Below are 21,263 nucleotides of genomic sequence, written 5' to 3'. Positions count from 1 at the left end.
GTGCCTCCTCAGGCGGCCTTGGCCTGCGGCGCCTCGGCCGGGCCCTTCTGCAGATGCGCCACCAGGGTGCGCAGCGGCGCCAGCTGGCGGCAGATCAGGCCGAGCTGGACCTGCACCAGGCGGTGACCCTCGTCCATCTCCTCCGGCAGCTGCTCCAGCTCCTCGGCCAGGCGCTGGTCGGCCTCGTCGTATACGGCCACCGGCGTGCCCGTCTGCAGGCCCGTGGCGATGGCGTCGAGGCTCTGGCTGATATGGGCCACGGCGCGGTCGTGCAGGGCGTCGCTGGCGTCGTCGGCCAGGGTCGCGCGGTGTGCGCCGAGGGCCGAGAGGTAGCTGAGCAGGGTGTGCGACAGCACCAGGAAGCGGAAGCCGGTCTCGGCGTCTTTGCGGAAGTGGCCGGGCTCCAGCAGCATGTTGGACAGGGTGGTGGACAGCGCCGCGTCGGCGTTGTGCGCGTTGCGCCGGGCCAGGCGGTAGCTCAAGTCGTCGCGGGCGCCGGACTCGTACTGCTGCATGATCTGCAGCAGGTAGCGGCTGTTGCTGCTCAGGGTGCTGGCCAGCACCTGGTTGAGCTTGCGCCCCTGCCAGTCGGGCAGGATGAAGAACACCGCCAGGCCGGCGATCACCGTGCCCAGCACGGTATCCACCAGGCGCGGCCAGAGCAGGGTGTAGGCGTCGCTGATCTGGTTGAAGCAGAGCACCACCACCAGGGTCATGGCGGTGGTGGCCAGGGTGTAGCGGTCGACCCGGTTGGTGAAGAAGATCACCCCGGCGGCCACGGCGATCAGCGATTGCAGCAACGGATCGGGGAACAGGCGGATCAGCGCCCAGCCCAGTACCAGGCCGATCAGCGTGCCGCTGACCCGCTGCACCAGGCGCAGGCGGGTGGCGCCGTAGCTGGGGCGGCAGACGAACAGGGTGGTGAGCAGGATCCAGTAGCCCTGCTGCGGATGGATCCAGTGCAGCAGGCCATAGCCGGCGAGCAGCGCGGCGGACAGGCGCAGGGCGTGGCGGAACACCAGGCTGGTCGGGGTGAAGTGCTGGCGCAGGCGCTCGAAGGCCTCCTTGAGGGTCTGCGGCGAGCGATCCAGCAGGCTGCTGTCCTGCTCGTCGGCCAGGGCGTCCGGGTTGCTGGCGCTGGACAGCTTGCGCTCCAGGCTGGCGAGGTTGTCGGCCAGGGCGCCGAGGGAGCGCAGCAGGCGGCGCCAGGCCGGGTTGTGCTGCTCGCGCAGGTAGGTCATGGAGGCGTCGAGGTCGGCCATGGCCTGGCTGTTGTCGTTGTAGTCGAACGGCTGGCGCAGGCGGATGGCCCGGCCAAGCGCCTGGCAGGCCTTGCCCTGCTGGCTGAGCAGGCGGCCGCAGCGGAACATCACGTCGCTGTGGAAGAACGCCTCGGCCAGGGCGTTGTACGGGTAGTGCGAGGAGCTGGCGCGCTCGTGGATGTCCTGGGCGATGAAGTACAGTTTGAGGTAGCGGTTGGTCTTCTGCCCGCTGCGCTTGCGGCTCATGCGGTTGAGGATGATTTCCTTGGCCAGGTTCAGCGCCGTCACCACCCGACCGTTCTGCCGAGCCAGCTCCAGGCGCCGCGCCTCGACGTCCAACTGCTTGATCGGCTCGAACAGCGAGGCCTTCAGGCGCAGGTAGGCGCCCAGCTCCTCGAACACCCTCGCCAGTGCCTGCTGCACCGGTTGCTGGCTGAACAGCGCGCTCCAGAGAATGCCGAGCAAGCCGTACCAGGCCGCGCCGCCGATGAGCAGCAGCGGCTCCTGCCAGAAGCCGCCGGCCTGGCCGCCGCGGTGCTCCAGGCCGATGGCGGTGTAGATCGCCAGGATCAGGGTGGCCTGGGCCACCGCCGCGTAGCGTTCGCCGATGCCGCCGAGCAGGGTCATGGCGAAGGCCGCCAGGGCCAGGCCGGCGCCGAACAGCCAGGGCATCGGGAACAGCAGCTGCACCGCAGTGGCGGTGGCACCGAAGCACAGCAGGGTAACCAGCAGTCCCTGGGCGCGCCCGCGCCAGTGGTCGTCGTTCTCGGCCAGGGCGCTGGCGATGCAGCCGAGGAACAGCGGGATGACCAGGGCGATCCGCTCCAGGTACCAGCACAGGGCCATGGCGCCGGCCAGGGCGATGAATACCCGCACACCGTAGGTGAATTTCTCGCGCGCCCAGAGCTGGCGCAGGGTGTGCTTGAACGATGAGGGCATGGGCGAACGGCTACCCGCCGGGAAATGGGTTGGTGTGCCGAGAAGACGGCATCAGGTGCTGGCGAGGCACCATTTTATTGACCTTTCGTTCAGAGGATAGCCCGCGCGGTGCGGCAACGAAAACGGGCCCCGTGGGGCCCGTCTGGTTCAGCGCCGGCTGCGGTCAGTCTTCACCGTCGTCATCGTCGGCGCCGTCGACCTTCATGCCCAGCTCCTTGATCTTGCGGGTCAGGGTGTTGCGGCCCCAGCCGAGCAGCACGGCGGCGTCGCGGCGGCGGCCGGCGGTGTGCTTGAGCGCGGTCTCGATCATGATCCGCTCGAAGGCCGGCACGGCGCTGTCCAGCAGGCTGGACTGGCCGCGGGCCAGGGCCTGGTCGGCCCACTGGCGCAGGGCCTGTTCCCAGTTGGCGGCCGGCGCGCTTTCCTGGGGCTGGGTCAGCAGCTCCGGCGGCAGGTCGTCGATGTGTACTTCGCGGCCGGAGGCCATCACGGTGATCCAGCGGCAGGTGTTCTCCAGCTGGCGCACGTTGCCCGGCCAGGGCAGGTGCTTGAGGTAGTCCTCGGTCTCACTCTTCAGCAGCTTGGGCTCGACGGCCAGCTCCTGGGCGGCGCGACCGAGGAAGTGGCGGGCCAGGGTGGGGATGTCCTCGCGGCGATCGGCCAGGCGCGGAATATGGATGCGGATCACGTTGAGGCGGTGGAACAGGTCCTCACGGAACTTGCCGGCCTGCACCAGGGATTCGAGGTTCTGGTGGGTGGCGGCGATGATGCGTACGTCCACCTTGACCGGGGTGTGGCCGCCGACCCGGTAGAACTCGCCGTCGGCCAGCACACGCAGCAGGCGGGTCTGGGTGTCGGCGGGCATATCGCCGATCTCGTCGAGGAACAGGGTGCCGCCGTCGGCCTGCTCGAAGCGGCCGCGGCGCTGGTTGGCCGCGCCGGTGAAGGCGCCTTTCTCATGGCCGAACAGCTCGGACTCCATCAGATCCTTGGGGATCGCTGCCATGTTCAGCGCGATGAACGGCTCGGCCGCGCGCGGGCTGTGGCGGTGCAGAGCGTGGGCGACCAACTCTTTGCCGGTACCGGATTCGCCGTTGATCAGCACGGTGATATTGGAGTGGGAGAGGCGGCCGATGGCGCGGAACACCTCCTGCATCGCCGGCGCCTCGCCGATGATCTCCGGCGTACGACCCAGTGCGGCCGGCGCCTCCAGGCCCTGCTGCTCCTGGGCGTGCTGGTTGGCGCGCTTGACCAGCGATACGGCCTCGTCGACGTCGAACGGCTTGGGCAGGTACTCGAAGGCGCCGCCCTGGTAGGAGGCCACCGCGCTGTCCAGGTCGGAGTGGGCGGTCATGATGATCACCGGCAGACGCGGGTGCATGTCGCGGATGCGGGCCAGCAGGTCGAGGCCGCTGGCGCCGGGCATGCGGATGTCGGAGATGATCACGTCCGGTTGCTGGCGGGACAGGCGGGTCAGCACGCCATCGGCGCTGTCGAAACTCTGGGTGGTCATGCCTTCCTGCTGCAGGGCCTTCTCCAGGACCCAGCGGATGGAGCGGTCGTCGTCGACGATCCAGACGGTTTCACTGCGGCTCATGACGGTGTGGCTCCTTGGTCCAGGGGCAGGAAGATCGAGAACACGGTATGGCCAGGATGGCTCTCGCATTCGATCAGGCCCTGGTGCTGACTGATGATGTTCTGGGTGATGGCCAGGCCCAGGCCGGTGCCGTCGGGGCGGCCGCTGACCATGGGGTAGAAGATGGTTTCCTGTAGCTCCGGCGGGATGCCCGGGCCGTTGTCGATGATCTCCATCTTCACCACCAGGCGATGGCGGGTGTGGCCGATGGTGAACTGGCGCAGGGTGCGGGTGCGCAGGCTGATGCGGCCCAGGCGCAGGTCGCTCTGGCTGGACAGGGCCTGCAGGGCGTTGCGCACGATGTTGAGCACGGCCTGGATCAACTGCTCGCGGTCGATCAGCAGGTCGGGGATGCTCGGGTCGTAGTCGCGCACCAGGGTGATGCTGCCCTGGGACTCCGCCTCGACCAGGCTGCCGACGCGCTCCAGCACTTCGTGGATGTTGGTCATGGCCAGCGATGGCAGCTTGTTCGAGCCGAGCATGCGGTCGACCAGGTTACGCAGGCGGTCGGCCTCCTCGATGATCACGTTGGTGTAATCCTTGAGGCTCTCTTCCGGCAGCTCGCGGGACAGTAACTGGGCCGCGCCGCGGATGCCGCCGAGGGGGTTCTTGATCTCGTGGGCCAGGCCGCGCACCAGCAGCTTGGTGGTCTCCTGCTTGGACAGCTGCGCTTCTTCCTTGGTGATGCGCAGCAGGCGGTCGCGCGGATGCACTTCCAGCAGCAGCAGGGTCTGGCTGCGGTTGAGGATCGGCGTCACCGCATAGTCGACGGTGATGGTCTGGCCAGCCAGCGAGGTGAGCATCGCCTCGCGCTTGGTGAAGGGATGCGCGTGCTCGACCGCCAGGCGCAGCGAGCTGAGCGCTTCCGGCGACTCGGTGAACAGCTCGCTGATGAACTGGCCATGGCTGCGCTGGCCACTGACCGCCAACAACATCTCGGCGGCCGGGTTCATGTACTCCAGGCGCAGCTCGGCATTGAGCAGGATGGTCGCGGTGGTCAGGTTGTCCAGCAGTAGGCGGTGCAGCGCGTCGTTGATCATGGCAGGTCTGAGTCCCGGCGTTGGGCTGGAAAATGCAAAAAGCAAACCAAAGCCCTGAAAAGACGCGTATCTCTGCCAGCAACCGCCCTTCAGGCTGCGTTTCGGCGCAGCCGGCGCGGTCGTCGATGAACCAAAACGGGGAGAGTATAGAAATCGGTGCGGCGGTGTGCACCAGCTTGGTGCTTATTAATTAGTCGACGAAGGGAAGGATGCTGATGATGCCCTTGTCCGGCTCCTTCGGCTTTTCCTCAATCGGGCACTCCGGGCGCACGCCCCAATCCTTCTTCTTGCACGGATTGGCAGCGCGTTTCTCGTTGAGGGAGGTGCGTTTAATATGAAAAGGCTGACTGGGGGTGCGTTCAACGATGCGCCCCGCAGCGTCGACTATCTCTACCGAGACCTGGTGAGTGCCGCGGTCGATATTCTCAAGTGGGAAGACGGGGCTGCGCCCCGCTGCACTGGCCGGTTTGCCATCAAGAATCAGGCGGAAGTTGTGGCCAGGATGGAGGGTGGGCTCGCTGGTGGCACTGACGATCAGGTTGCCGGCCATGTCCCTTATCACAGCATCTGGCTCGGGGACCAGAATCCGTAGCACCTGGTAGCTTGCCTCGGGACCGATGGGCTGTGGCGGTGCAGACGGAACTGTGCGAGTAGCGCTCATGTCATTGGATGGCGCCAGCTCAATGCGCTCGGCATGCCCAGAGGGAGGCTGGTCGGTGAAGACTCGATTGCCGTCTGCGTCTATGTAGGTATACACGCCCGCCAGTGCTGGCAGGCAGAAAAGGCTAAGCAACAGGCCGAGTGGCAAGCGAGGCATGGGAGTCCTATCAGGGGGTGGGTCGAGGCGTGGGTTTCACCCGAGCAGGGCTGTTAGTGCTTACCCGCTGCACGGTGAAGGTGACGCCAGGGCTTTGCTGGACCTGCTGGCCGCCGGCAACTACTTCCACGGCGAGACTATGTTCGCCGCGATCAATGTTGACCAACTGGAGGCGCGGCACATTGGTCGGCTGCCCGTAAGGCTGTCCATCCAATAGAAGTCGCAGGCTATGGCCGGGTTGCAGGTCCGGGTCGATATTGACCCCTACGGTGAAGGTGCCGTTGTTGGCGCGCAAGACTTCCTCGCTAGGAATGTCCGTAAGCTCGAGGAGGCTGTAGGCGTACTGCTCCTGTCCCGAGTCTTGCGACTGCTGTGTCGCCTTTGGCTTCTGTGCCTCCACCGTATTGGTTGGCGGCAGTTCGACGGATTCCGTCGCCTGCCCTTCCGGCGGCTGATTGGTGAATACCGTGTTGCCGTTGGAGTCGGTGTACTTGTAAATCTGCGCGGCGGCGGGCAGGGCCAGGGTGCACAGCAGGCAGGCGGTGAGCAGGCGCATCGGTAGGCTCCTGAATGATCCTGCGGCAAGGGTTGCACCGCTTAACGTCTCTGGCAAGTCCGCACGCTGCCGTGCGTGGTGTGGCGCAAGAAATAGACTCGGCAATTGCTGGCGGCGCCCTAGGCTAGGGGCTTTTGATGCTCTGCCATGAAATATCAGGGCATAAAAAAGGCCTCCCGAAGGAGGCCTCTTTCAAGCGCGAAAGCGGCCGGCGCTGGATCAGACGCTGTAGTACAGGTCGTATTCCAGCGGGTGCACGAAGGTGCGCACCTTGATTTCTTCTTCTGATTTCAGCTCGATGTAGGCATCGATGAAGTCGTCGGAGAATACGCCGCCCTTGGTCAGGAAGGCGCGGCCCTTGTCCAGCTCTTCCAGGGCTTCTTTCAGGCTGCCGCAAACCTGCGGGATTTCCTTGGCCTCTTCCGGCGGCAGGTCATACAGGTTCTTGTCGGCGGCGTCGCCGGGGTGGATCTTGTTCTGGATGCCGTCCAGGCCGGCCATCAGCAGAGCAGCGAAGGCCAGGTACGGGTTGGCAGCCGGGTCCGGGAAGCGAGCCTCGATGCGGCGAGCTTTCGGGCTGGAAACGTACGGGATACGGATCGAAGCGGAGCGGTTGCGAGCCGAGTAGGCCAGCATGACCGGAGCTTCGAAGCCCGGGACCAGACGCTTGTAGGAGTTGGTCGACGGGTTGGTGAAGCCGTTCAGAGCCTTACCGTGCTTGATGATGCCGCCGATGAAGTACAGGGCGGTATCGGACAGGCCGGCATAGCCTTCGCCGGAGAAGGTGTTCTTGCCGTCTTTGGAGATCGACAGGTGCACGTGCATGCCCGAGCCGTTGTCGCCGTACAGCGGCTTCGGCATGAAGGTGGCGGTCTTGCCATAGGCGTCGGCCACGTTGTGCACGCAGTACTTCAGGGTCTGAACTTCGTCAGCCTTGTTGACCAGGGTGTTGAACTTCACACCGATCTCGTTCTGGCCGGCAGTCGCCACTTCGTGGTGGTGAACTTCGATGACCAGGCCCATTTCTTCCATGGCATTACACATGGCAGTACGGATTTCGTGGTCGTGGTCGCACGGCGGAACCGGGAAGTAACCACCTTTGACGGCCGGGCGGTGGCCCTTGTTGCCGGACTCGACGTCGGCGTCGGTCATCCAGGAACCTTGTTCGGAGTAGATCTTGAACATGGAACCGGAAATGTCGGACTTGAACTTCACTTCGTCGAAGATGAAGAACTCCGGCTCCGGGCCGACGAAGACGGTGTCACCGATACCGGTGGTCTTCAGGTATTCCTCGGCGCGCTTGGCGATGGAGCGCGGGTCGCGATCGTAGCCTTGCATGGTGCTCGGCTCGATGATGTCGCAGACCAGGATCAGGGTCGGCTCTTCGGTGAACGGGTCCAGAACGGCGGTGTCATCGACCGGCAGCAGGATCATGTCGGAGGCTTCGATGCCTTTCCAGCCATGGATGGACGAACCGTCGAACATCTTGCCGACTTCGAAGAAGTCCTCGTCCAGGGCGTCACGAGCCGGCATGGTCACGTGGTGTTGCTTGCCTTTGGTGTCGGTGAAGCGCAGGTCAACCCACTTCACGTCGTGTTCTTTAATCAGTTGAATCGACTTCGACATGCTGTCCTCCAGGTGGATGGGGCCGGCTGAGCCAGCCTCCAAAATTAGGTGCAAAGCCGGGCGCGATAGTCGGCCAGGCTGGGCTGCCTCACAAGGGAGCAAATTGCATGCCAGTGCCCCGGAATGGGTTGGAAGCTTGAAAGTCAGGGGCTGCGCGGCCTGTGTCGATTTTTTGAGCGATTTTGCGCACCGAGTTGGTGCCGTTAAAATGCAGTTAGCACTTTTTTGGTGCATTGCCGCAGCGAATATTGTTTTTGATCAAAGCTTGAGCAATTTCCGCTATAATCCGCGCCCCTGTTTTTCGGTCTCCCGTCCGGCACCCGTTTTCCATGAAGCTCATCGTCAAACCCTTCGCAGAAATCACCATCAAGAGCCGGCCGGTGCGCAAGCAGTTCATCCGCCAGCTGGCGAAGAATATTCGTACGGTGCTGCGTGACCTGGATCCCGAGCTGGAGGTGCAGGGCGAATGGGACAACCTCGACCTGATCAGCCGGGTCAGCGAGCCGAAGGTACAGGCCGAGATGTTCGCGCGTCTGCGCAGCACGCCGGGCATCGCCCACTTCCTCGAAGTACACGAATACCCCTACGTCGACTTCGATGACACCTTCGAGAAATGCCGCGCCCACTTCGGCGCGCAGCTGCCCGGCAAGATCTTCGCCGTGCGCTGCAAGCGCGCCGGCAATACCCATGACTTCTCCTCGATGGAGCTGGCCAGCCATGTCGGCAGCCGCCTGCGTCGCGAGTGCGGCGCCGCCGGTATCGACCTCAAGCAGCCCGAGGCCGAAGTGCGCTTCGAAGTGCGCTACGACCGCCTGCTGATCATCCACGCCCAGCACGAGGGCCTCGGCGGTTACCCGCTGGGCTCCATCGAACAGACCCTGGTGCTGATGAGCGGCGGCTTCGACTCCACCGTCGCGGCCTATCAGATGATGCGTCGCGGCCTGCTCACCCACTTCTGCTTCTTCAATCTCGGCGGCCGTGCCCACGAGCTGGGTGTGATGGAAGTGGCTCACCACCTGTGGCAGAAGTTCGGCAGCTCGCACCGCGTACTCTTTATTAGCGTGCCGTTCGAGGAAGTGGTCGGCGAGATTCTCGGCAAGGTCGACAACAGCCAGATGGGCGTGGTGCTCAAGCGCATGATGCTGCGCGCCGCCAGCCGCATCGCCGCCGAGCTGAATATCGATGCGCTGGTCACCGGCGAGGCGATCAGCCAGGTGTCCAGCCAGACCCTGCCCAACCTCTCGGTGATCGACGCGGTTACCGACACCCTGGTGCTGCGCCCGCTGATCGCCGCGCACAAGCAGGACATCATCGACACCGCCACCGCCATCGGCACCGCCGAGTACGCCAAGAACATGCCCGAGTACTGCGGCGTGATCTCGGTGAACCCGACCACCCGCGCCAAGCCCGGCCGCATCGAACACGAGGAGAGCCACTTCGACATGGCCATTCTCGAGCGTGCGCTGGAGCGTGCGACCCGCGTGACGGTGGACAAGGTGATCGACGCGCTGGGCCAGGACCTGCAGGTCGAGGAAGTGCGCGAGGCCCTGGTCGGGCAGATCGTCATCGATATCCGCCACCCCGATGCAGCCGAGGACGAGCCGCTGCAGCTGCCCGGCATCGAGGTGCAGGCCCTGCCGTTCTACGCGCTGAACAACCGATTCAAGGAACTGGATGAGAGCCGCCAGTACCTACTCTATTGCGACAAGGGTGTGATGAGCCGCCTGCACGCTCACCACCTGCTCAGCGAGGGGCATGCGAATGTTCGCGTCTATCGCCCGCATTAAGCGTGCAGGTCTGCTCGGTGGCAGCATTCGCCACCGGCCTCCCGACCGTCGCAGCGCGTAACCCCGAGTTCACAACGGCCAGGCAGACTGCAGGGCCACAGCTTTCAGAATCTTCAATCGAGACGACATCGTGATCGAAAAACTGCGCAACATCGCCATCATCGCCCACGTCGACCATGGCAAAACCACCCTCGTCGACAAACTCCTGCGCCTGTCCGGCACCCTCGACCGCAAAGAAGCGGAAAACGAGCGCGTGATGGACTCCAACGACCAGGAAAAAGAGCGCGGCATTACCATTCTGGCGAAGAACACCGCCCTGAAGTGGAACGACTACAACATCAACATCGTCGACACCCCCGGCCACGCCGACTTCGGCGGTGAAGTAGAGCGCGTGATGTCGATGGTCGACTCCGTGCTGCTGGTGGTCGACGCCCAGGACGGCCCGATGCCGCAGACCCGTTTCGTGACCCAGAAGGCGTTCAAGGCCGGCCTGCGTCCGATCGTGGTGGTGAACAAGATCGACCGTCCGGGCGCGCGTCCTGACTGGGTCATCGACCAGATCTTCGACCTGTTCGACAACCTCGGCGCCACCGACGAGCAGCTCGACTTCCCGATCGTCTACGCCAGCGCCCTGAACGGCATCGCCGGCCTCGACCACGAGAAGATGGACGACAACATGGACGCGCTGTTCCAGGCGATCATCGACCACGTGCCGGCCCCCAAGGTCGACGTCGACGGTCCGTTCCAGATGCAGATCTCCCAGCTGGACTACAACAGCTTCCTCGGCGTGATCGGCATCGGCCGTATCGCCCGTGGCCGCATCAAGGCCAACACCCCGGTCGTCGCCATCAGCGACGACGGCACCAAGCGCAACGGCCGTATCCTCAAGATCATGGGCCACTCCGGCCTGCAGCGCGTGGAAGTGGCCGACGCCGAAGCTGGCGACATCGTCTGCGTATCGGGCATGGACGAGCTGTTCATCTCCGACACCCTGTGCGACCCGCAGAACGTTGAAGCCCGTCCGCCGCTGACCGTCGACCAGCCGACCGTGAGCATGACCTTCCAGGTCAACGACTCGCCGTTCGCCGGTAAAGAAGGCAAGTTCGTCACCAGCCGCAACATCAAGGACCGTCTGGACAAGGAACTGCTGCACAACGTGGCCCTGCGCGTCGAAGCCGGCGAGTCGGCCGAGAAGTTCAAGGTCTCCGGTCGTGGCGAGCTGCACCTGTCGGTACTGATCGAAACCATGCGCCGCGAAGGCTTCGAGATGGCCGTCGGCCGTCCGGAAGTGGTGATCATCGAGAAGGACGGCGAGAAGCAGGAGCCGTACGAGAACGTCACCATCGACATCGAAGAGCAGCACCAGGGTTCGGTGATGGAGCAGATGGGTCTGCGCAAGGGCGACCTGACCAACATGGTTCCCGATGGCAAGGGCCGCGTGCGCCTGGAATACACCATCCCGGCGCGTGGCCTGATCGGCTTCCGTAACAACTTCCTGACCCTGACCTCGGGCAGCGGCATCCTGACCTCGACCTTCAGCCACTACGGCGCGATCAAGGCCGGTGAAGTCAGCAACCGTCAGAACGGCGTACTGGTCTCCATGGCCACCGGCACCGCCCTGACCTACTCGCTGGAAACCCTGCAGAGCCGCGGCAAGCTGTTCCTGGCCCCGGGCGACGAGATCTACGAAGGCCAGCTGGCCGGCATCCACAGCCGCGACAACGACCTGGTGATCAACCCCACCAAGGGCAAGAAGCTCGACAACATGCGCGCTTCCGGCAAGGACGAAGTCATCGCCCTGGTTCCGCCGATCAAGTTCACCCTCGAGCAGGCGCTGGAATTCATCGCCGATGACGAGCTGGTGGAAGTGACGCCGAAGTCGATCCGTCTGCGCAAGAAGATGCTCAACGAGAACGACCGCAAGCGCTACGAGCGCGCCAAGGTCTAACTCGACGCTAGGTCTGCGTTACGAGCAAAACCCCGCCAGAGCAATCTGGCGGGGTTTTTTATTGGTCGGTTGTACCGTAAAGCGGGCCTCTAGCGGCTACTGACGCATTGCTCCAGCTTGGCGCGTGCTGCCAAGCCGCCGGTCCAATCAATATCCGCAACGGTACGTCCATCCATTTCGACGGTGAAGTGCTCAACATCCAGCATCGTGTTCAGCGCCGCATCAATGTCCGGCACGGTCAGGCCGATAGCGCCGGCCGGAATACGCGGTACAGAGAAATTCAATGCGTTCACCGACTGCGCTTGATACTTCGACTGTTTGAGCGTCACCGCTACGGTTTGCGTGTCCGATGGCTTGGGAATCTCCGCGCTCCAGAAGATCAGCATGCCGCCCTGATAGGCCTTTCCGGGGCCGACGATACTGACCGCGTCGCCATCTTTGCTCCACATCGCAACGCAGTTGTCTCCGGGTGCCGAATCTTTCTTACCCTGAAAAAACTTCCATTCACCCTGCTTGTAGCGTTGGTAACCCGGATCCGCCTCCAGCTCTTGCAGTTTTGCTTCGGCTTCCCGCCTTAGCTTTTGGGCTTCCAGGTTTTTGGCCGCCTGCTCGATGGCGGCGATGCTCATGGCGTCGTAGCTGGGCGGGCCGGGGTCGGCAAAAATATTGCAGCCGTCACATCGATAGCCGCCAGCGTAGCCACCGCCAGCATCTCCACCGCCAGCGCTTTCGGCCCCCCCACCGGTTTCCACACACAGGGGAACAGCGGCGACTCCATGGGAGCCACCGCCAACGCCGATCTGCTGTTCACCAGGCCCGGGGCCACCCGGGCATGGGTAGTTGGCCAATGCTGGTTGCGCGATCAAACCCAGCGCTGCGAATACGAAAAGTTCGGAAATATTCATCGTAGATTCGGGACTCCAGAGGGGGCGTTGCAGGGGATTAGTTGAAAGGCGGGCGAACCCAACCCCGGTTACACAACATTCTGCCCAGCCTCGCTAGTGAGCGCCCCCGATCATCACTGCCCCGGTCCGCTCCTGAGGATCTCGCCCTTCTTCGCGCAACTAGGGGGATTGATGGCGCCGAAGGTGGCCAGGTTGCCGCCATTGATGATGCAGTTGAACTCGTTGCCATTGTCGGCCCGCAGCTCGGCGTAGGTATTGGTTCCACTGGTGCGCCGCGCCACCAGTTGCAGCTGGCTGGGAGAGTAGCCGAGCACGCCCGCGGTTTCCGCGAGGACTCTCTCATCGCTCAGCGAGTTGGTGCTTTCGGCGATGGCCGCGCAGCCGGTGAGCCAATGGGTGGCGCCGATCAGAGCGAGCAGGCGTGCTGCTCGGAAGATATTGTTCATGACAGCCCTCGTTAATTGTTGCCCATGTGAAGAGATGAATCGACTTCCCGGCGAGGCCGGTTGGCGGCACTCTAGAGAGGCGGTGATGGGGTGGCCAAGCGCTTTTCGGCCAACCGCTATCGAGGGCGGCGCGGATGACAGGAATTTCTGCCAATGGCTGTTTTCCATCGACCGGTGGCACCGCGGCACGGTTTCTTCGCAGAGGCACGGAGGCGGCATGAGTGAAACAAAGGGCTTCGACGGCCTGGTGCGGGCGACGCTACAGCTCAGCCTGATCTACTGGTCGTGCATGTTCGTCGCCGACAGCATTCTGGGTTACTTCATCAATATCGATCCGTTGCAGTCGGCGCCGCTGAAGTTCGTGTTGTTCGCCGCCGGTGCGCTGATGACCTTCGGCATGTCGCTGCTGCTGTTCCGCCTGAGGGGGCTGGGATTTCCGCGTAAGGCCGTTCTCAGCTTCGTGATGACCGCGGCGCTGGCGCCGCTGTTCGTCGCCGTCGATTACCTCAACTACCTGATCTGTGAGCACCCCAATCCGGTGAGCTTCGACCCGGTGTACTCCGGCTACATGCTGATCGAGGGGGCCTCGATGCTGTTCGGCTGGTCCTGTCTGTTCATTGCCCTGCTGTATTGTTTCGAGGTCCGCGACCGGGAGCGACGCCTGGCGGCCGTACGCGAAGAGGCCCTGGCGGCACAGATGCAGGCGCTGCGCTACCAGGTCAATCCGCACTTCCTGTTCAACACGCTCAACTCCATTGCCGGCCTGATCGAGGAGGGCGCCGCCACCCGTGCCGAGCGCATGGTCATGTCGCTCTCCAACTTCATGCGCACCACCCTGTCGCTCGACCCGCTGCACGACGTACCCCTGGCGGACGAGTTGCGGCTGCAGGAGGAATACCTGGCGATCGAGCACGAGCGCTTTTCCGACCGCATGAGTTTTCGCGTCGAACTGGCTGAGGAGGCGCGCGAGGCGCTGGTGCCCAGCCTGATCCTGCAGCCGCTGATCGAGAACGCGGTCAAGCATGGCGTGGGCATGGCGGCGGGGCCGGTGGACATTCTGCTCAAGGCTTTCCGCGAGGGCGAAAGGCTGCGCATCAGCGTGGAGAACGGCATGGCCGTGGATGCCGCGCCAGAGCGGCGCCAGATGGGCATGGGCCTCGGCCTGCGCAACGTGGCCGAGCGCCTGCGCCTGCGCTTCCAGAATGGCGGCCGGTTCTCCTGCGGCCCGGTGGGCGCGGATCGCTACCGCGCGGTCATCGATCTGCCGTGGCGCTGCGCATGACGGCGCTGAGCATTCTCGTCGCCGACGACGAACCGCTGGCCCGGCGCCGGCTGATCCGCCTGCTGCGCAAGCTCGACTGGGTCGGTCGCATCGACGAGGCCGGCGATGTCGCCGAGACCCTGCGCATGGCGGAGGCCAGCGCGCCGGACATCCTGCTCCTCGACATCCAGATGCCGGGCGGCAGCGGTTTCGATGTGCTGCAGCGGCTCGCTGGCGAGCTGCCGGCGATCGTCTTCGTCACCGCGTTCGACCACCACGCCTTGCGCGCCTTCGAGGTCAACGCCGCCGACTATCTGACCAAGCCCATCGACGCCGAGCGCTTCGCCCTGGCCATGCAGCGTGCACGCACGGCCGCGGCTTCACGCAGCCAGGCGGATCGCCTCGCCGAGCTGCAGGAGATGGTCGCCTCGCTCAAGCAGGCACTGGGTGCCCAGGCTCGGCCGGAGCGGGAGTTGTGGGTCAAGGTGCGCGGCGAGCATCTGCGCATCCCGCAGGCCGCCATCATCCGCCTGCAGGCCGAGCGCGACTATGTGCGCATCCACCTGGCCGAGGCCAACTACCTGTTCCACGAGACCCTGAGCTCACTGGAGCAACGCCTGGAACCGGCCGAATTCATCCGCATTCACCGCAGCACCATAGTGCGGCGCAGCGCTGTGGTGCGCCTGCGGCCCGCGCCCTTCGCTGCGTGGATCGCCCAGTTGGCCGATGGCAGCGAATGTCGCGTCGGCCGCACCTACGGTGCCGCGCTGCGCCTGCTGCTCGGGAGGCCCTAGGAGCTCCCGCCGGCGTAGCGGCGGGAGCCTGCGCCGCGTTTTTACAGCAGGGTCGGGCAGCGCACGCCCACCTTGGCGAAGGCGGCGATCACCTCGGCGCTGCCGTAGCTGCGGTTCTGCGCCGACTGGATCACGCCGCAGGCGCCCTGGTCGAAGCCGCTGGTCTCGGTCCAGTAGAAGCGGTTGGCGTCGACGAACACCTCGAAGGCCTTGCGCGTGTTCCAGCCGGTGGTGCGGCTGAGCAGATAGAAGGCGCGGTTGTAGATGCCGCTGGAGTGGTGCACATCGATGCCGTCGTGGTACTGATCGGCGTGCTCGATGGAGGCACCGTCGCGGCTGGGCCGGTTCATGTAGCGCAACGAGCCGCCGCCCTTGAAGATGTCGGCGCCGACCTTCCAGTCGTTGCTGCCCTTCATGAAGTACTCGGCGGCCTCGCCGGCCATGTCCGAGAAGGCCTCGTTGATCCCTCCGGACTGGCCCTCGTAGACCAGGCCGGAGTTCAGTTCGGTGAAGCCGTGACTGACCTCGTGGGCCGACACGTCCAGCGATACCAGCGGATAGAAGCGGCTGTGGCCGTCGCCGAAGGTCATGGCCTGGCCGTCCCAGAAGGCGTTCTCGTAGCCGTTGCCGTAGTGCACCTTCATGTACAGCGTGCGCTCGTTGAGCGGGCGCAGGCCGCCGAACCAGCCGCCGTACATCTGGAACACCACATTGCCGAAGTAGTGTGCGTCGTTGAGTGGCGAGAAGGCGCCGTTGATGGCCTTGTAGTCGTTGTAGGGGCAGGCGAAGCGGAAGGGCGTGACGCTGGAGTTGTCGTAGCTCTGGTTGAGGTTGACGGTGATCACGTCGCCGCTGTTCATCTGGCAGTTGCTGTTGACGATCAGCGGGCCGTACTGGGTGCCGTACAGGTACTGGCCGGTCTTGGCGTTGCCGCCGGGGCCGCTGGCTTCGGCGTGGGTCAGGCCCTCCCAGCGCTGCAGCAGTTCGCCGGTATTGGCCTCGATCATGAAGTGCGGGCGCGACGGGCTGGCGCCGCCGACGAAGAAGGACACCACATAGGCCAGCTGGGCCTGGCCTTGCTCGTTGCGGCGCACCACCAGCTCGCTCTGCTGGTTGGTCGGCGGCAGGGCGCCATTGGTCAGGCTTCTGGCCTGCTGCAGGGCCTGCTCCTGGCTCAGGGTCGGGGTGGCGTCGCGGGCCAGGTCCTGCTCGATGCCGACCAGCAGGCGGCCGCTGCGTTGCGGGCGTGGGCCGCTGGTTTCGGTGATGGCCTCGCCCCACACCCGCACGCCCTTGTAGAACTGCTGGTAGCGGGTGACGCGGGCGCCGCTGGGCAGGCGCGCGCTGGTGTCGGCGTCGAGCTCGTCCGGGGTGAGGCCGAGGGCGCTGTGGATATCGCCGGCGGCGATGCCGGCACGGGCCTTCGGCAGGCTGGCGACGTCGACCAGTTCTGCGGCGAAGCCAGCGGCAGATGCGGCCAGGCCGGCCAGTAGCAGCGACTGTTGAATCAACTTCCTATGCATCGTCTTCTCCTTGCGGGGGCGGAGGTGTCCTCCGGGGGTAGGTTCCGGCCGCCTTGTGGGCGGCGCGGAGTGCTCATCGCCGCCGATGGGCGGATAACCCTGCCATTGGCGATGAAAAGGGAAGGCAGTCGGGGAGGCGCCGACGGGGGGTCGGTAGCGGTGGGGCGGAAGGCTCAGGCGAAGCGCAGGGTCACGCGTCGGTTGTGCCGGCTCTTCTTCTCGATCTTGTCGCAGATCACGGCGCCCACCTCGGCGGTGTTGCGCACGTGGGTGCCGCCGCAGGGCTGCATGTCCACGCCGGGAATGTCGATCACCCGCACCGTGCCGTTGCCCTGGGGCGGTGCCGCCTGGGTGCGGCAGAGATTGGGCAGGCTGCGGTACTCACCGTTGGAGAGCAGCTGTACCTGCACGTCGAGGGCGCCGTCGATCAGCTCCATCAGGCTGCGGGTGATCTGCTCCTTGTCCAGGGTCGATTCCGGCAGGTCGAAGTCCAGGCGGCCCTTGTCGGCGGCGATGCTGCAACCGGTCACCGGCGCGTCGACGATGGCGCACAGCAGGTGCAGGCAGGTGTGCATGCGCATGTGCCGGTAGCGCCGTTCCCAGTCCAGACAGCCCTGCAGTTCCGTGCCGGCGCGGATGTCCGGGTGACCTTCCTCCAGTTGGTGCCAGATGATCGCCCGCAGCAGTGGGTCGCGCTGGGTGTTGACCACGGCCACGGCCGAGCCGTCCGGCAGCAGCAGGTGGCCCTGGTCGCCGGGCTGGCCGCCGCCGGTGGGGTAGAAAAGGGTCTGATCCAGGGCCACGCCCAGCTCGCTCACTGCCAGCACGCGGGCGGTGAAGGTGTGCTGGTAGGGCAGCTCGTCGAACATGGGGCGGGTATGCAGGGCCAGTGCCGACATGGGTCAGCCTCCGATGCTGAGGATGTGGGGTTTGAGCACCGCCCGGACCAGATGGCTGAGGCCGGGCGGATCGAGCAAGGTCATGTCCTGCAGCACGTCGCCGATCCGCAGGTTCAGCGGATAGCGCGGCGCCGGTGTCACGGCGCCGAGGTTGCGCAGGCGGTACTGGCGGTGATGGCGCTCGCGCACCGTGCATTCCAGGGTCAGGCAGCCGAGCAGATGGTGGTCGGCATCGAGCACGGTGAGCTCCTCCGCCTCCGGCAGTTCGCCGACCAGGTGCAGGCGCTCGCCGAGCACGAACGCACCCAGGTAGCCGCGGCTGGCACCAGCGCTGGCGCGCTGCATCTGCAGCTGGTTGACGATGCTGACCCGGGTATTGGCCGGCACGTCCTGGGTGATCACGCAGGCGGGGCTGATGAAGGCGTGGTCGCCGATATGCACGGCGCCGAGGATGCGCGCGCCGGCGCCCACCTCCACGCCGTTGCCCAGGCTCGGGTGGCGCTTGCCGCCGGGGTTGTCGGCGATGCCGGCGGCTCCCAGGGTCACGCCGCTGAGCAGGTAGCAGTCGTCGCCGATCTCGCAGGTCTCGCCGATCACCGTGCCGAAGCCGTGGTCCAGCACGAAGCGCCTGCCGATGCGCGCCGCGGGGTGGATTTCCACCCCCGACTGCAGCTTGCCGGCGTTGGCCAGGCGGTGGGCGATCAGCTCGCGCTCCACCAGGCCGCCGCGCAGCCACACTTGGTGGGCCAGGCGATGGAACAGCACCGCCTTGAACGAGGCATAGGTGTCGAGGATCAGCTCGGTGCGCCCGCACGAGGCCGGGTCGCGCGCGGCATAGGCCTGCAGGTCTTCGGCCACCTGGTCCACGGCGCTGTCCATGATGCCGTCCAGATACGGCATCAGGTGTTCCATGTCTTCCGCTTTGAGCGCGTGCACCAGGTGGTCCAGCAGCCCGTCGTAGAGTTTCAGCCTGTCCAGGTAGCGCATCCCGTCGTCCTCCATGGCTAGCAATCGAAATGCGGCAGGTAGCTGTCGACGCCGTCGTAGATCAGCGTCAGCACTCGGGTTCCACGCGGCAGCTCGCCGGCCAGCTGGGCGATGGCCACCAGGTTGGCCGCCGACGACAGCCCCAGGCTGACGCCGTCGCTGCGCATGGTGCGGCGCACGCGCTCCAGGCAGGCCTGCTTGGAGACCTTGAGCATGCCGTCGAGCACGCCGAGGTTGAGGATGCGCGGCACCAGGCCGATGGACAGGCCCTGGATCTCGTGCGGCGCGTGGCGGTCGGCGAGCAGGTCGCACTGCTCCGGCTCCACGCCGAATACCCGCAGCCACGGCCAGCGCGCCTTGAGCGTCTCGCCCAGGCCGGTGACGTGGCCGCCGGTGCCGATGCCGGCCACCAGGCAATCCGGTGGCAGCGCGGCGAAGTCGCGGAGGATTTCCTGGGCGGTGGTGCGCCGGTGGATCTCCGGATTGGCCGGGTTGCGCTGCTGGTTGAGCATCACGTAGCCGGGGTTTTCCAGCTGCAGCTCCATGGCCAGCTCGCCGTGGGAGTTGTTGCCGCGGCGGCTGTCGGACAGCACCACTTCGGCGCCGTACAGGCGCAGCAGTTTCTGCTTCTCCGGGCTGTAGTTGTCGGGGATCACCAGGACCACCCGGTAGCCGAGGATGTTGCCGGCGATGGCCAGGCCGATGCCGGTGTTGCCGCCACTCGGCTCGATGATGGTCTGCCCGCTGCCGGGCCGCAGGACGCCGCGCTCCTCGGCGTCGCGCACCATGGCCAGGGCGATACGTGCCTTGTGGCTGCCGCCGGGGTTGAGCGATTCGAGCTTGGCGTACACCTCCAGCCCGGTCTCGGCGCTGAAGGCCGCCAGGCGCACCACCGGCGTCTCGCCGATGGCCTGCAGCAGGGATTCGTGGATCATCGCGCGGCCCTCAGTACAGCGGCATGTCGGGGGCGACGTCGCGGGCCCAGGCCTTGAGCCCGCCCTGCAGCACCTTCACCCGCGAGTGGCCGGTGTCCAGCAGCTGGCGCGCGGCGCGCTCGGCGCGCGGGCCGCCATAGCAGATCAGGCACAGGGTGCGCTCGCGGTCGAGCTCGCCCAGACGTTCACCCAGCTCGCCGAGCGGGATGTTCAGCGCCGTGGGCAGGCCGCAGACCTCCAGCTCGTTCGGTTCGCGCACATCCAGCAATTGCAGGTCTTCGCCGTACACCAGGCTCAGTTGCAGCTGCTGCGGGCTGATGAACAGCTCCGCCGGCAATGTGCTGTCGCCGGCCATGGCGGCGCAGGTGGAGGGCGGCTCGACCTGCAGGCTGCGGTCGCTACGCGCTGGCGAGCAGGTGGGGCAATCGCTACGGCGCTTGAAGCGCACCTCGCTGAACTTCATCGCCAGGGCATCGAAGCGCATCAGGCGGCCGACCAGGGGCTCGCCGATGCCGAGGATCAGCTTGATCGCCTCGGTGGCCTGGAGCAGGCCGACCACCCCGGGCAGCACGCCGATCACGCCGCCGGCGTTGCAGTTGGGCGCCAGTTCGGCGGGCGGGCTCTTGGGATAGAGGCAGCGGTAGCAGGGACCGTCCTGGTGGTTGAACAGGCTGATCTGGCCATCGAAGCGGTGCAGGGCGCCATATACCAGCGGGCGCTTGAGCAGCACGCAGGCGTCGTTGAGCAGGTAGCGGGTGGCGAAGTTGTCGGTGCCGTCGATCACCAGGTCATAGGCGCCGACCAGGTCCAGCGCGTTGTCCGGGGTCAGGGCGCAGTCATGGGCGTCGATGCGGATGTCGGGGTTGAGGTCGGTCAGGCGGCGGCGTGCCGATTCCACCTTGGCCAGACCGAGGGTGCTGGTGCCGTGCACCACCTGGCGTTGCAGGTTGCTGCTCTCGACCCGGTCGAAGTCCACCAGGCCGAGGGTGCCGATGCCGGCGGCGGCCAGGTAGAGGCTGACCGGCGAGCCCAGGCCGCCGGTGCCGATGATCAGCACGCGGGCATTCTTCAGGCGCAGCTGGCCGCGACGGCCGACGTCCGGCAGGGTGATGTGGCGCACGTAGCGGCGCACCTCGTCGTTGCTCAGCTCGTCGCAGTCCAGGCCGCCGGAGGTGGCGAGCATGATGTCCAGTTCGGCATCGGCCGGCAGCTGGCTGTCGGCCTCTACCAGCTCGCCGTTGGCGGTGAGCAGGAAGTGCTCCTTGAACTGGTCGTTGCCGTAGAACAGATGCTCGCGCAGTCCGGCGTGACGGCCGCAGACATCCTCCACCAGCTCGCGCACCGTACGCCCCTGACCCTCCAGCTTTGCTGCGGGCAGCCTGGCGACGCGGGCCAGCACCTCCGGAAAAATCACCACACTCATAGCCAAACTCCTTTTATTGCAGGCCATTAGGGGGAGCCGGGAATTCCCGGCTGCAGACGAATTCTTCTCCGCTCCACTCGAACAGCTTGGCGCCGTGGGCCCGGCCCTCGCGCACGTCGACCACCAAGTAGGCGACCGGGTGGATGGGCTGGCCCATGAACAGCGCCTTGTCCACGTCCTCGCTGCTGAAATAGGCGCCGACATCCGGGTGCGAGTGGTAGATGACCCGCGCCGGGTTGTCGCCGCGCAGGCTGCGGTTGAGCAGCAGGGTGTCGGCCACGGCGAAGGTGTAGCCGTTGGCGGCGCTGCGCCGGTACACCTCGGGATCGAGCCGGTTGAGCTGGTCCTGGATGTTCTGGCCCTGGTGCACGCGGGAATCGGCGAAGACGAAGCCGCAGCATTCCTCCGGGTAGGTGGCGCAGGCGTGGCGGTAGATGGTCTGCAGGGCTTGCGGGTTGAGGACGTCCTTGTCGGGCATG

Annotated in this window: 16 protein-coding genes and 1 pseudogene; 4 read left to right on the top strand and 13 right to left on the bottom strand. The window is 65.6% G+C overall.

What is annotated here, in order from left to right:
• Nucleotides 1-8: 8 nt before the first annotated feature.
• The 6 genes from yccS to glnA all read right to left on the bottom strand — a co-directional run bounded on the left by yccS (nt 9) and on the right by glnA (nt 7,876).
• A complete protein-coding gene (yccS, locus tag FFS62_RS14730) occupies nt 9-2,201 on the bottom strand; it encodes a YccS family putative transporter (protein WP_137973587.1) in 2,193 nt (730 codons plus the stop codon).
• A 163-nt stretch (nt 2,202-2,364) separates the two neighbouring features.
• On the bottom strand, nt 2,365-3,798 hold the full coding sequence (gene ntrC / locus FFS62_RS14725; protein WP_137973586.1) for a nitrogen regulation protein NR(I): 1,434 nt from the start codon (nt 3,796-3,798) through the stop codon (nt 2,365-2,367).
• Nucleotides 3,795-4,877 carry a nitrogen regulation protein NR(II) gene (glnL, locus tag FFS62_RS14720; protein WP_137973585.1) on the bottom strand — a complete coding sequence of 361 codons (1,083 nt, stop codon included), beginning with the start codon at nt 4,875-4,877 and terminating at the stop codon, nt 3,795-3,797. Before glnL ends, ntrC begins: the two co-directional genes overlap by 4 nt.
• Nucleotides 4,878-5,067: 190 nt before the next feature.
• On the bottom strand, nt 5,068-5,694 hold the full coding sequence (locus FFS62_RS14715; protein WP_137973584.1) for a DUF4124 domain-containing protein: 627 nt from the start codon (nt 5,692-5,694) through the stop codon (nt 5,068-5,070).
• Between the two features lie 10 nt (nt 5,695-5,704).
• Entirely contained in the window at nt 5,705-6,250 is a 546-nt protein-coding gene (locus tag FFS62_RS14710) for a DUF4124 domain-containing protein (RefSeq protein ID WP_137973583.1), read from the bottom strand.
• A 219-nt stretch (nt 6,251-6,469) separates the two neighbouring features.
• The gene (glnA, locus tag FFS62_RS14705; protein WP_137973582.1) at nt 6,470-7,876 is read right to left on the bottom strand and encodes a glutamate--ammonia ligase; all 1,407 of its coding nucleotides are present in this window, start codon (nt 7,874-7,876) and stop codon (nt 6,470-6,472) included.
• Nucleotides 7,877-8,205: 329 nt separating this feature from the next.
• On the opposite strand from glnA, the gene thiI reads away from it, so the two are divergent.
• Both thiI and typA read left to right on the top strand, forming a co-directional pair.
• The gene (gene thiI / locus FFS62_RS14700) at nt 8,206-9,663 is read left to right on the top strand and encodes a tRNA uracil 4-sulfurtransferase ThiI (protein WP_137973581.1); all 1,458 of its coding nucleotides are present in this window, start codon (nt 8,206-8,208) and stop codon (nt 9,661-9,663) included.
• Nucleotides 9,664-9,793: 130 nt separating this feature from the next.
• A complete protein-coding gene (typA, locus tag FFS62_RS14695) occupies nt 9,794-11,611 on the top strand; it encodes a translational GTPase TypA (protein WP_137973580.1) in 1,818 nt (605 codons plus the stop codon).
• 89 nt (nt 11,612-11,700) lie between these two features.
• Here typA and FFS62_RS14690 read toward each other — a convergent pair whose 3' ends face one another.
• Nucleotides 11,701-12,516 (bottom strand): hypothetical protein, encoded by an 816-nt coding sequence (locus FFS62_RS14690; RefSeq protein WP_137973579.1) that lies wholly within the window; start codon nt 12,514-12,516, stop codon nt 11,701-11,703.
• A gap of 113 nt (nt 12,517-12,629) precedes the next feature.
• Complete coding sequence (locus FFS62_RS14685; protein ID WP_137973578.1) at nt 12,630-12,962, bottom strand: hypothetical protein; 333 nt, start codon at nt 12,960-12,962, stop codon at nt 12,630-12,632.
• Between the two features lie 217 nt (nt 12,963-13,179).
• Here FFS62_RS14685 and FFS62_RS14680 point away from each other — a divergent pair, with 217 nt between their 5' ends.
• Together FFS62_RS14680 and FFS62_RS14675 are read left to right on the top strand one after the other, a co-directional pair.
• Nucleotides 13,180-14,244, top strand: coding sequence for a sensor histidine kinase (locus FFS62_RS14680; RefSeq protein WP_137973577.1), 1,065 nt, complete (start codon nt 13,180-13,182; stop codon nt 14,242-14,244).
• A complete protein-coding gene (locus FFS62_RS14675; RefSeq protein WP_137974009.1) occupies nt 14,241-15,017 on the top strand; it encodes a LytTR family DNA-binding domain-containing protein in 777 nt (258 codons plus the stop codon). The genes FFS62_RS14680 and FFS62_RS14675 overlap by 4 nt, the downstream gene beginning before the upstream one ends.
• A 41-nt stretch (nt 15,018-15,058) precedes the next feature.
• Here FFS62_RS14675 and FFS62_RS14670 read toward each other — a convergent pair whose 3' ends face one another.
• The 5 genes and pseudogenes from FFS62_RS14670 to moeB all read right to left on the bottom strand — a co-directional run bounded on the left by FFS62_RS14670 (nt 15,059) and on the right by moeB (nt 21,262).
• Entirely contained in the window at nt 15,059-16,540 is a 1,482-nt protein-coding gene (locus FFS62_RS14670) for a M4 family metallopeptidase (protein ID WP_137973576.1), read from the bottom strand.
• A gap of 173 nt (nt 16,541-16,713) precedes the next feature.
• Complete coding sequence (locus FFS62_RS14665; protein WP_137973575.1) at nt 16,714-17,439, bottom strand: alanyl-tRNA editing protein; 726 nt, start codon at nt 17,437-17,439, stop codon at nt 16,714-16,716.
• Between the two features lie 3 nt (nt 17,440-17,442).
• Nucleotides 17,443-18,426, bottom strand: coding sequence for a serine O-acetyltransferase (locus tag FFS62_RS14660; protein WP_256662242.1), 984 nt, complete (start codon nt 18,424-18,426; stop codon nt 17,443-17,445).
• Nucleotides 18,427-18,443: 17 nt separating this feature from the next.
• The gene (locus tag FFS62_RS14655) at nt 18,444-19,361 is read right to left on the bottom strand and encodes a PLP-dependent cysteine synthase family protein (RefSeq protein WP_137973573.1); all 918 of its coding nucleotides are present in this window, start codon (nt 19,359-19,361) and stop codon (nt 18,444-18,446) included.
• A 10-nt stretch (nt 19,362-19,371) separates the two neighbouring features.
• Nucleotides 19,372-21,262, bottom strand: a pseudogene (moeB, locus tag FFS62_RS14650) (molybdopterin-synthase adenylyltransferase MoeB).
• Nucleotide 21,263: the final 1 nt, after the last annotated feature.

It is taken from the genome of Pseudomonas sp. F(2018), assembly GCF_005508865.1.
Taxonomy (GTDB): domain Bacteria; phylum Pseudomonadota; class Gammaproteobacteria; order Pseudomonadales; family Pseudomonadaceae; genus Aquipseudomonas.
Note: the sequence above shows the minus strand (reverse complement) of the source record. Positions and strands in the feature narration are given on the sequence as shown.

What these genes read in the sequence shown, in the direction of transcription:
- glnA (WP_137973582.1), bottom strand. Translation starts at nt 7,876, where the DNA reads ATGTCGAAGTCGATTCAACTGATTAAAGAACACGACGTGAAGTGGGTT.
- yccS (WP_137973587.1), bottom strand. Translation starts at nt 2,201, where the DNA reads ATGCCCTCATCGTTCAAGCACACCCTGCGCCAGCTCTGGGCGCGCGAG.
- FFS62_RS14655 (WP_137973573.1), bottom strand. Translation starts at nt 19,361, where the DNA reads ATGATCCACGAATCCCTGCTGCAGGCCATCGGCGAGACGCCGGTGGTG.
- FFS62_RS14670 (WP_137973576.1), bottom strand. Translation starts at nt 16,540, where the DNA reads ATGCATAGGAAGTTGATTCAACAGTCGCTGCTACTGGCCGGCCTGGCC.
- FFS62_RS14710 (WP_137973583.1), bottom strand. Translation starts at nt 6,250, where the DNA reads ATGCGCCTGCTCACCGCCTGCCTGCTGTGCACCCTGGCCCTGCCCGCC.
- thiI (WP_137973581.1), top strand. Translation starts at nt 8,206, where the DNA reads ATGAAGCTCATCGTCAAACCCTTCGCAGAAATCACCATCAAGAGCCGG.
- FFS62_RS14685 (WP_137973578.1), bottom strand. Translation starts at nt 12,962, where the DNA reads ATGAACAATATCTTCCGAGCAGCACGCCTGCTCGCTCTGATCGGCGCC.
- FFS62_RS14660 (WP_256662242.1), bottom strand. Translation starts at nt 18,426, where the DNA reads ATGCGCTACCTGGACAGGCTGAAACTCTACGACGGGCTGCTGGACCAC.
- glnL (WP_137973585.1), bottom strand. Translation starts at nt 4,877, where the DNA reads ATGATCAACGACGCGCTGCACCGCCTACTGCTGGACAACCTGACCACC.
- FFS62_RS14715 (WP_137973584.1), bottom strand. Translation starts at nt 5,694, where the DNA reads ATGCCTCGCTTGCCACTCGGCCTGTTGCTTAGCCTTTTCTGCCTGCCA.
- ntrC (WP_137973586.1), bottom strand. Translation starts at nt 3,798, where the DNA reads ATGAGCCGCAGTGAAACCGTCTGGATCGTCGACGACGACCGCTCCATC.
- FFS62_RS14690 (WP_137973579.1), bottom strand. Translation starts at nt 12,516, where the DNA reads ATGAATATTTCCGAACTTTTCGTATTCGCAGCGCTGGGTTTGATCGCG.
- FFS62_RS14680 (WP_137973577.1), top strand. Translation starts at nt 13,180, where the DNA reads ATGAGTGAAACAAAGGGCTTCGACGGCCTGGTGCGGGCGACGCTACAG.
- FFS62_RS14665 (WP_137973575.1), bottom strand. Translation starts at nt 17,439, where the DNA reads ATGTCGGCACTGGCCCTGCATACCCGCCCCATGTTCGACGAGCTGCCC.
- FFS62_RS14675 (WP_137974009.1), top strand. Translation starts at nt 14,241, where the DNA reads ATGACGGCGCTGAGCATTCTCGTCGCCGACGACGAACCGCTGGCCCGG.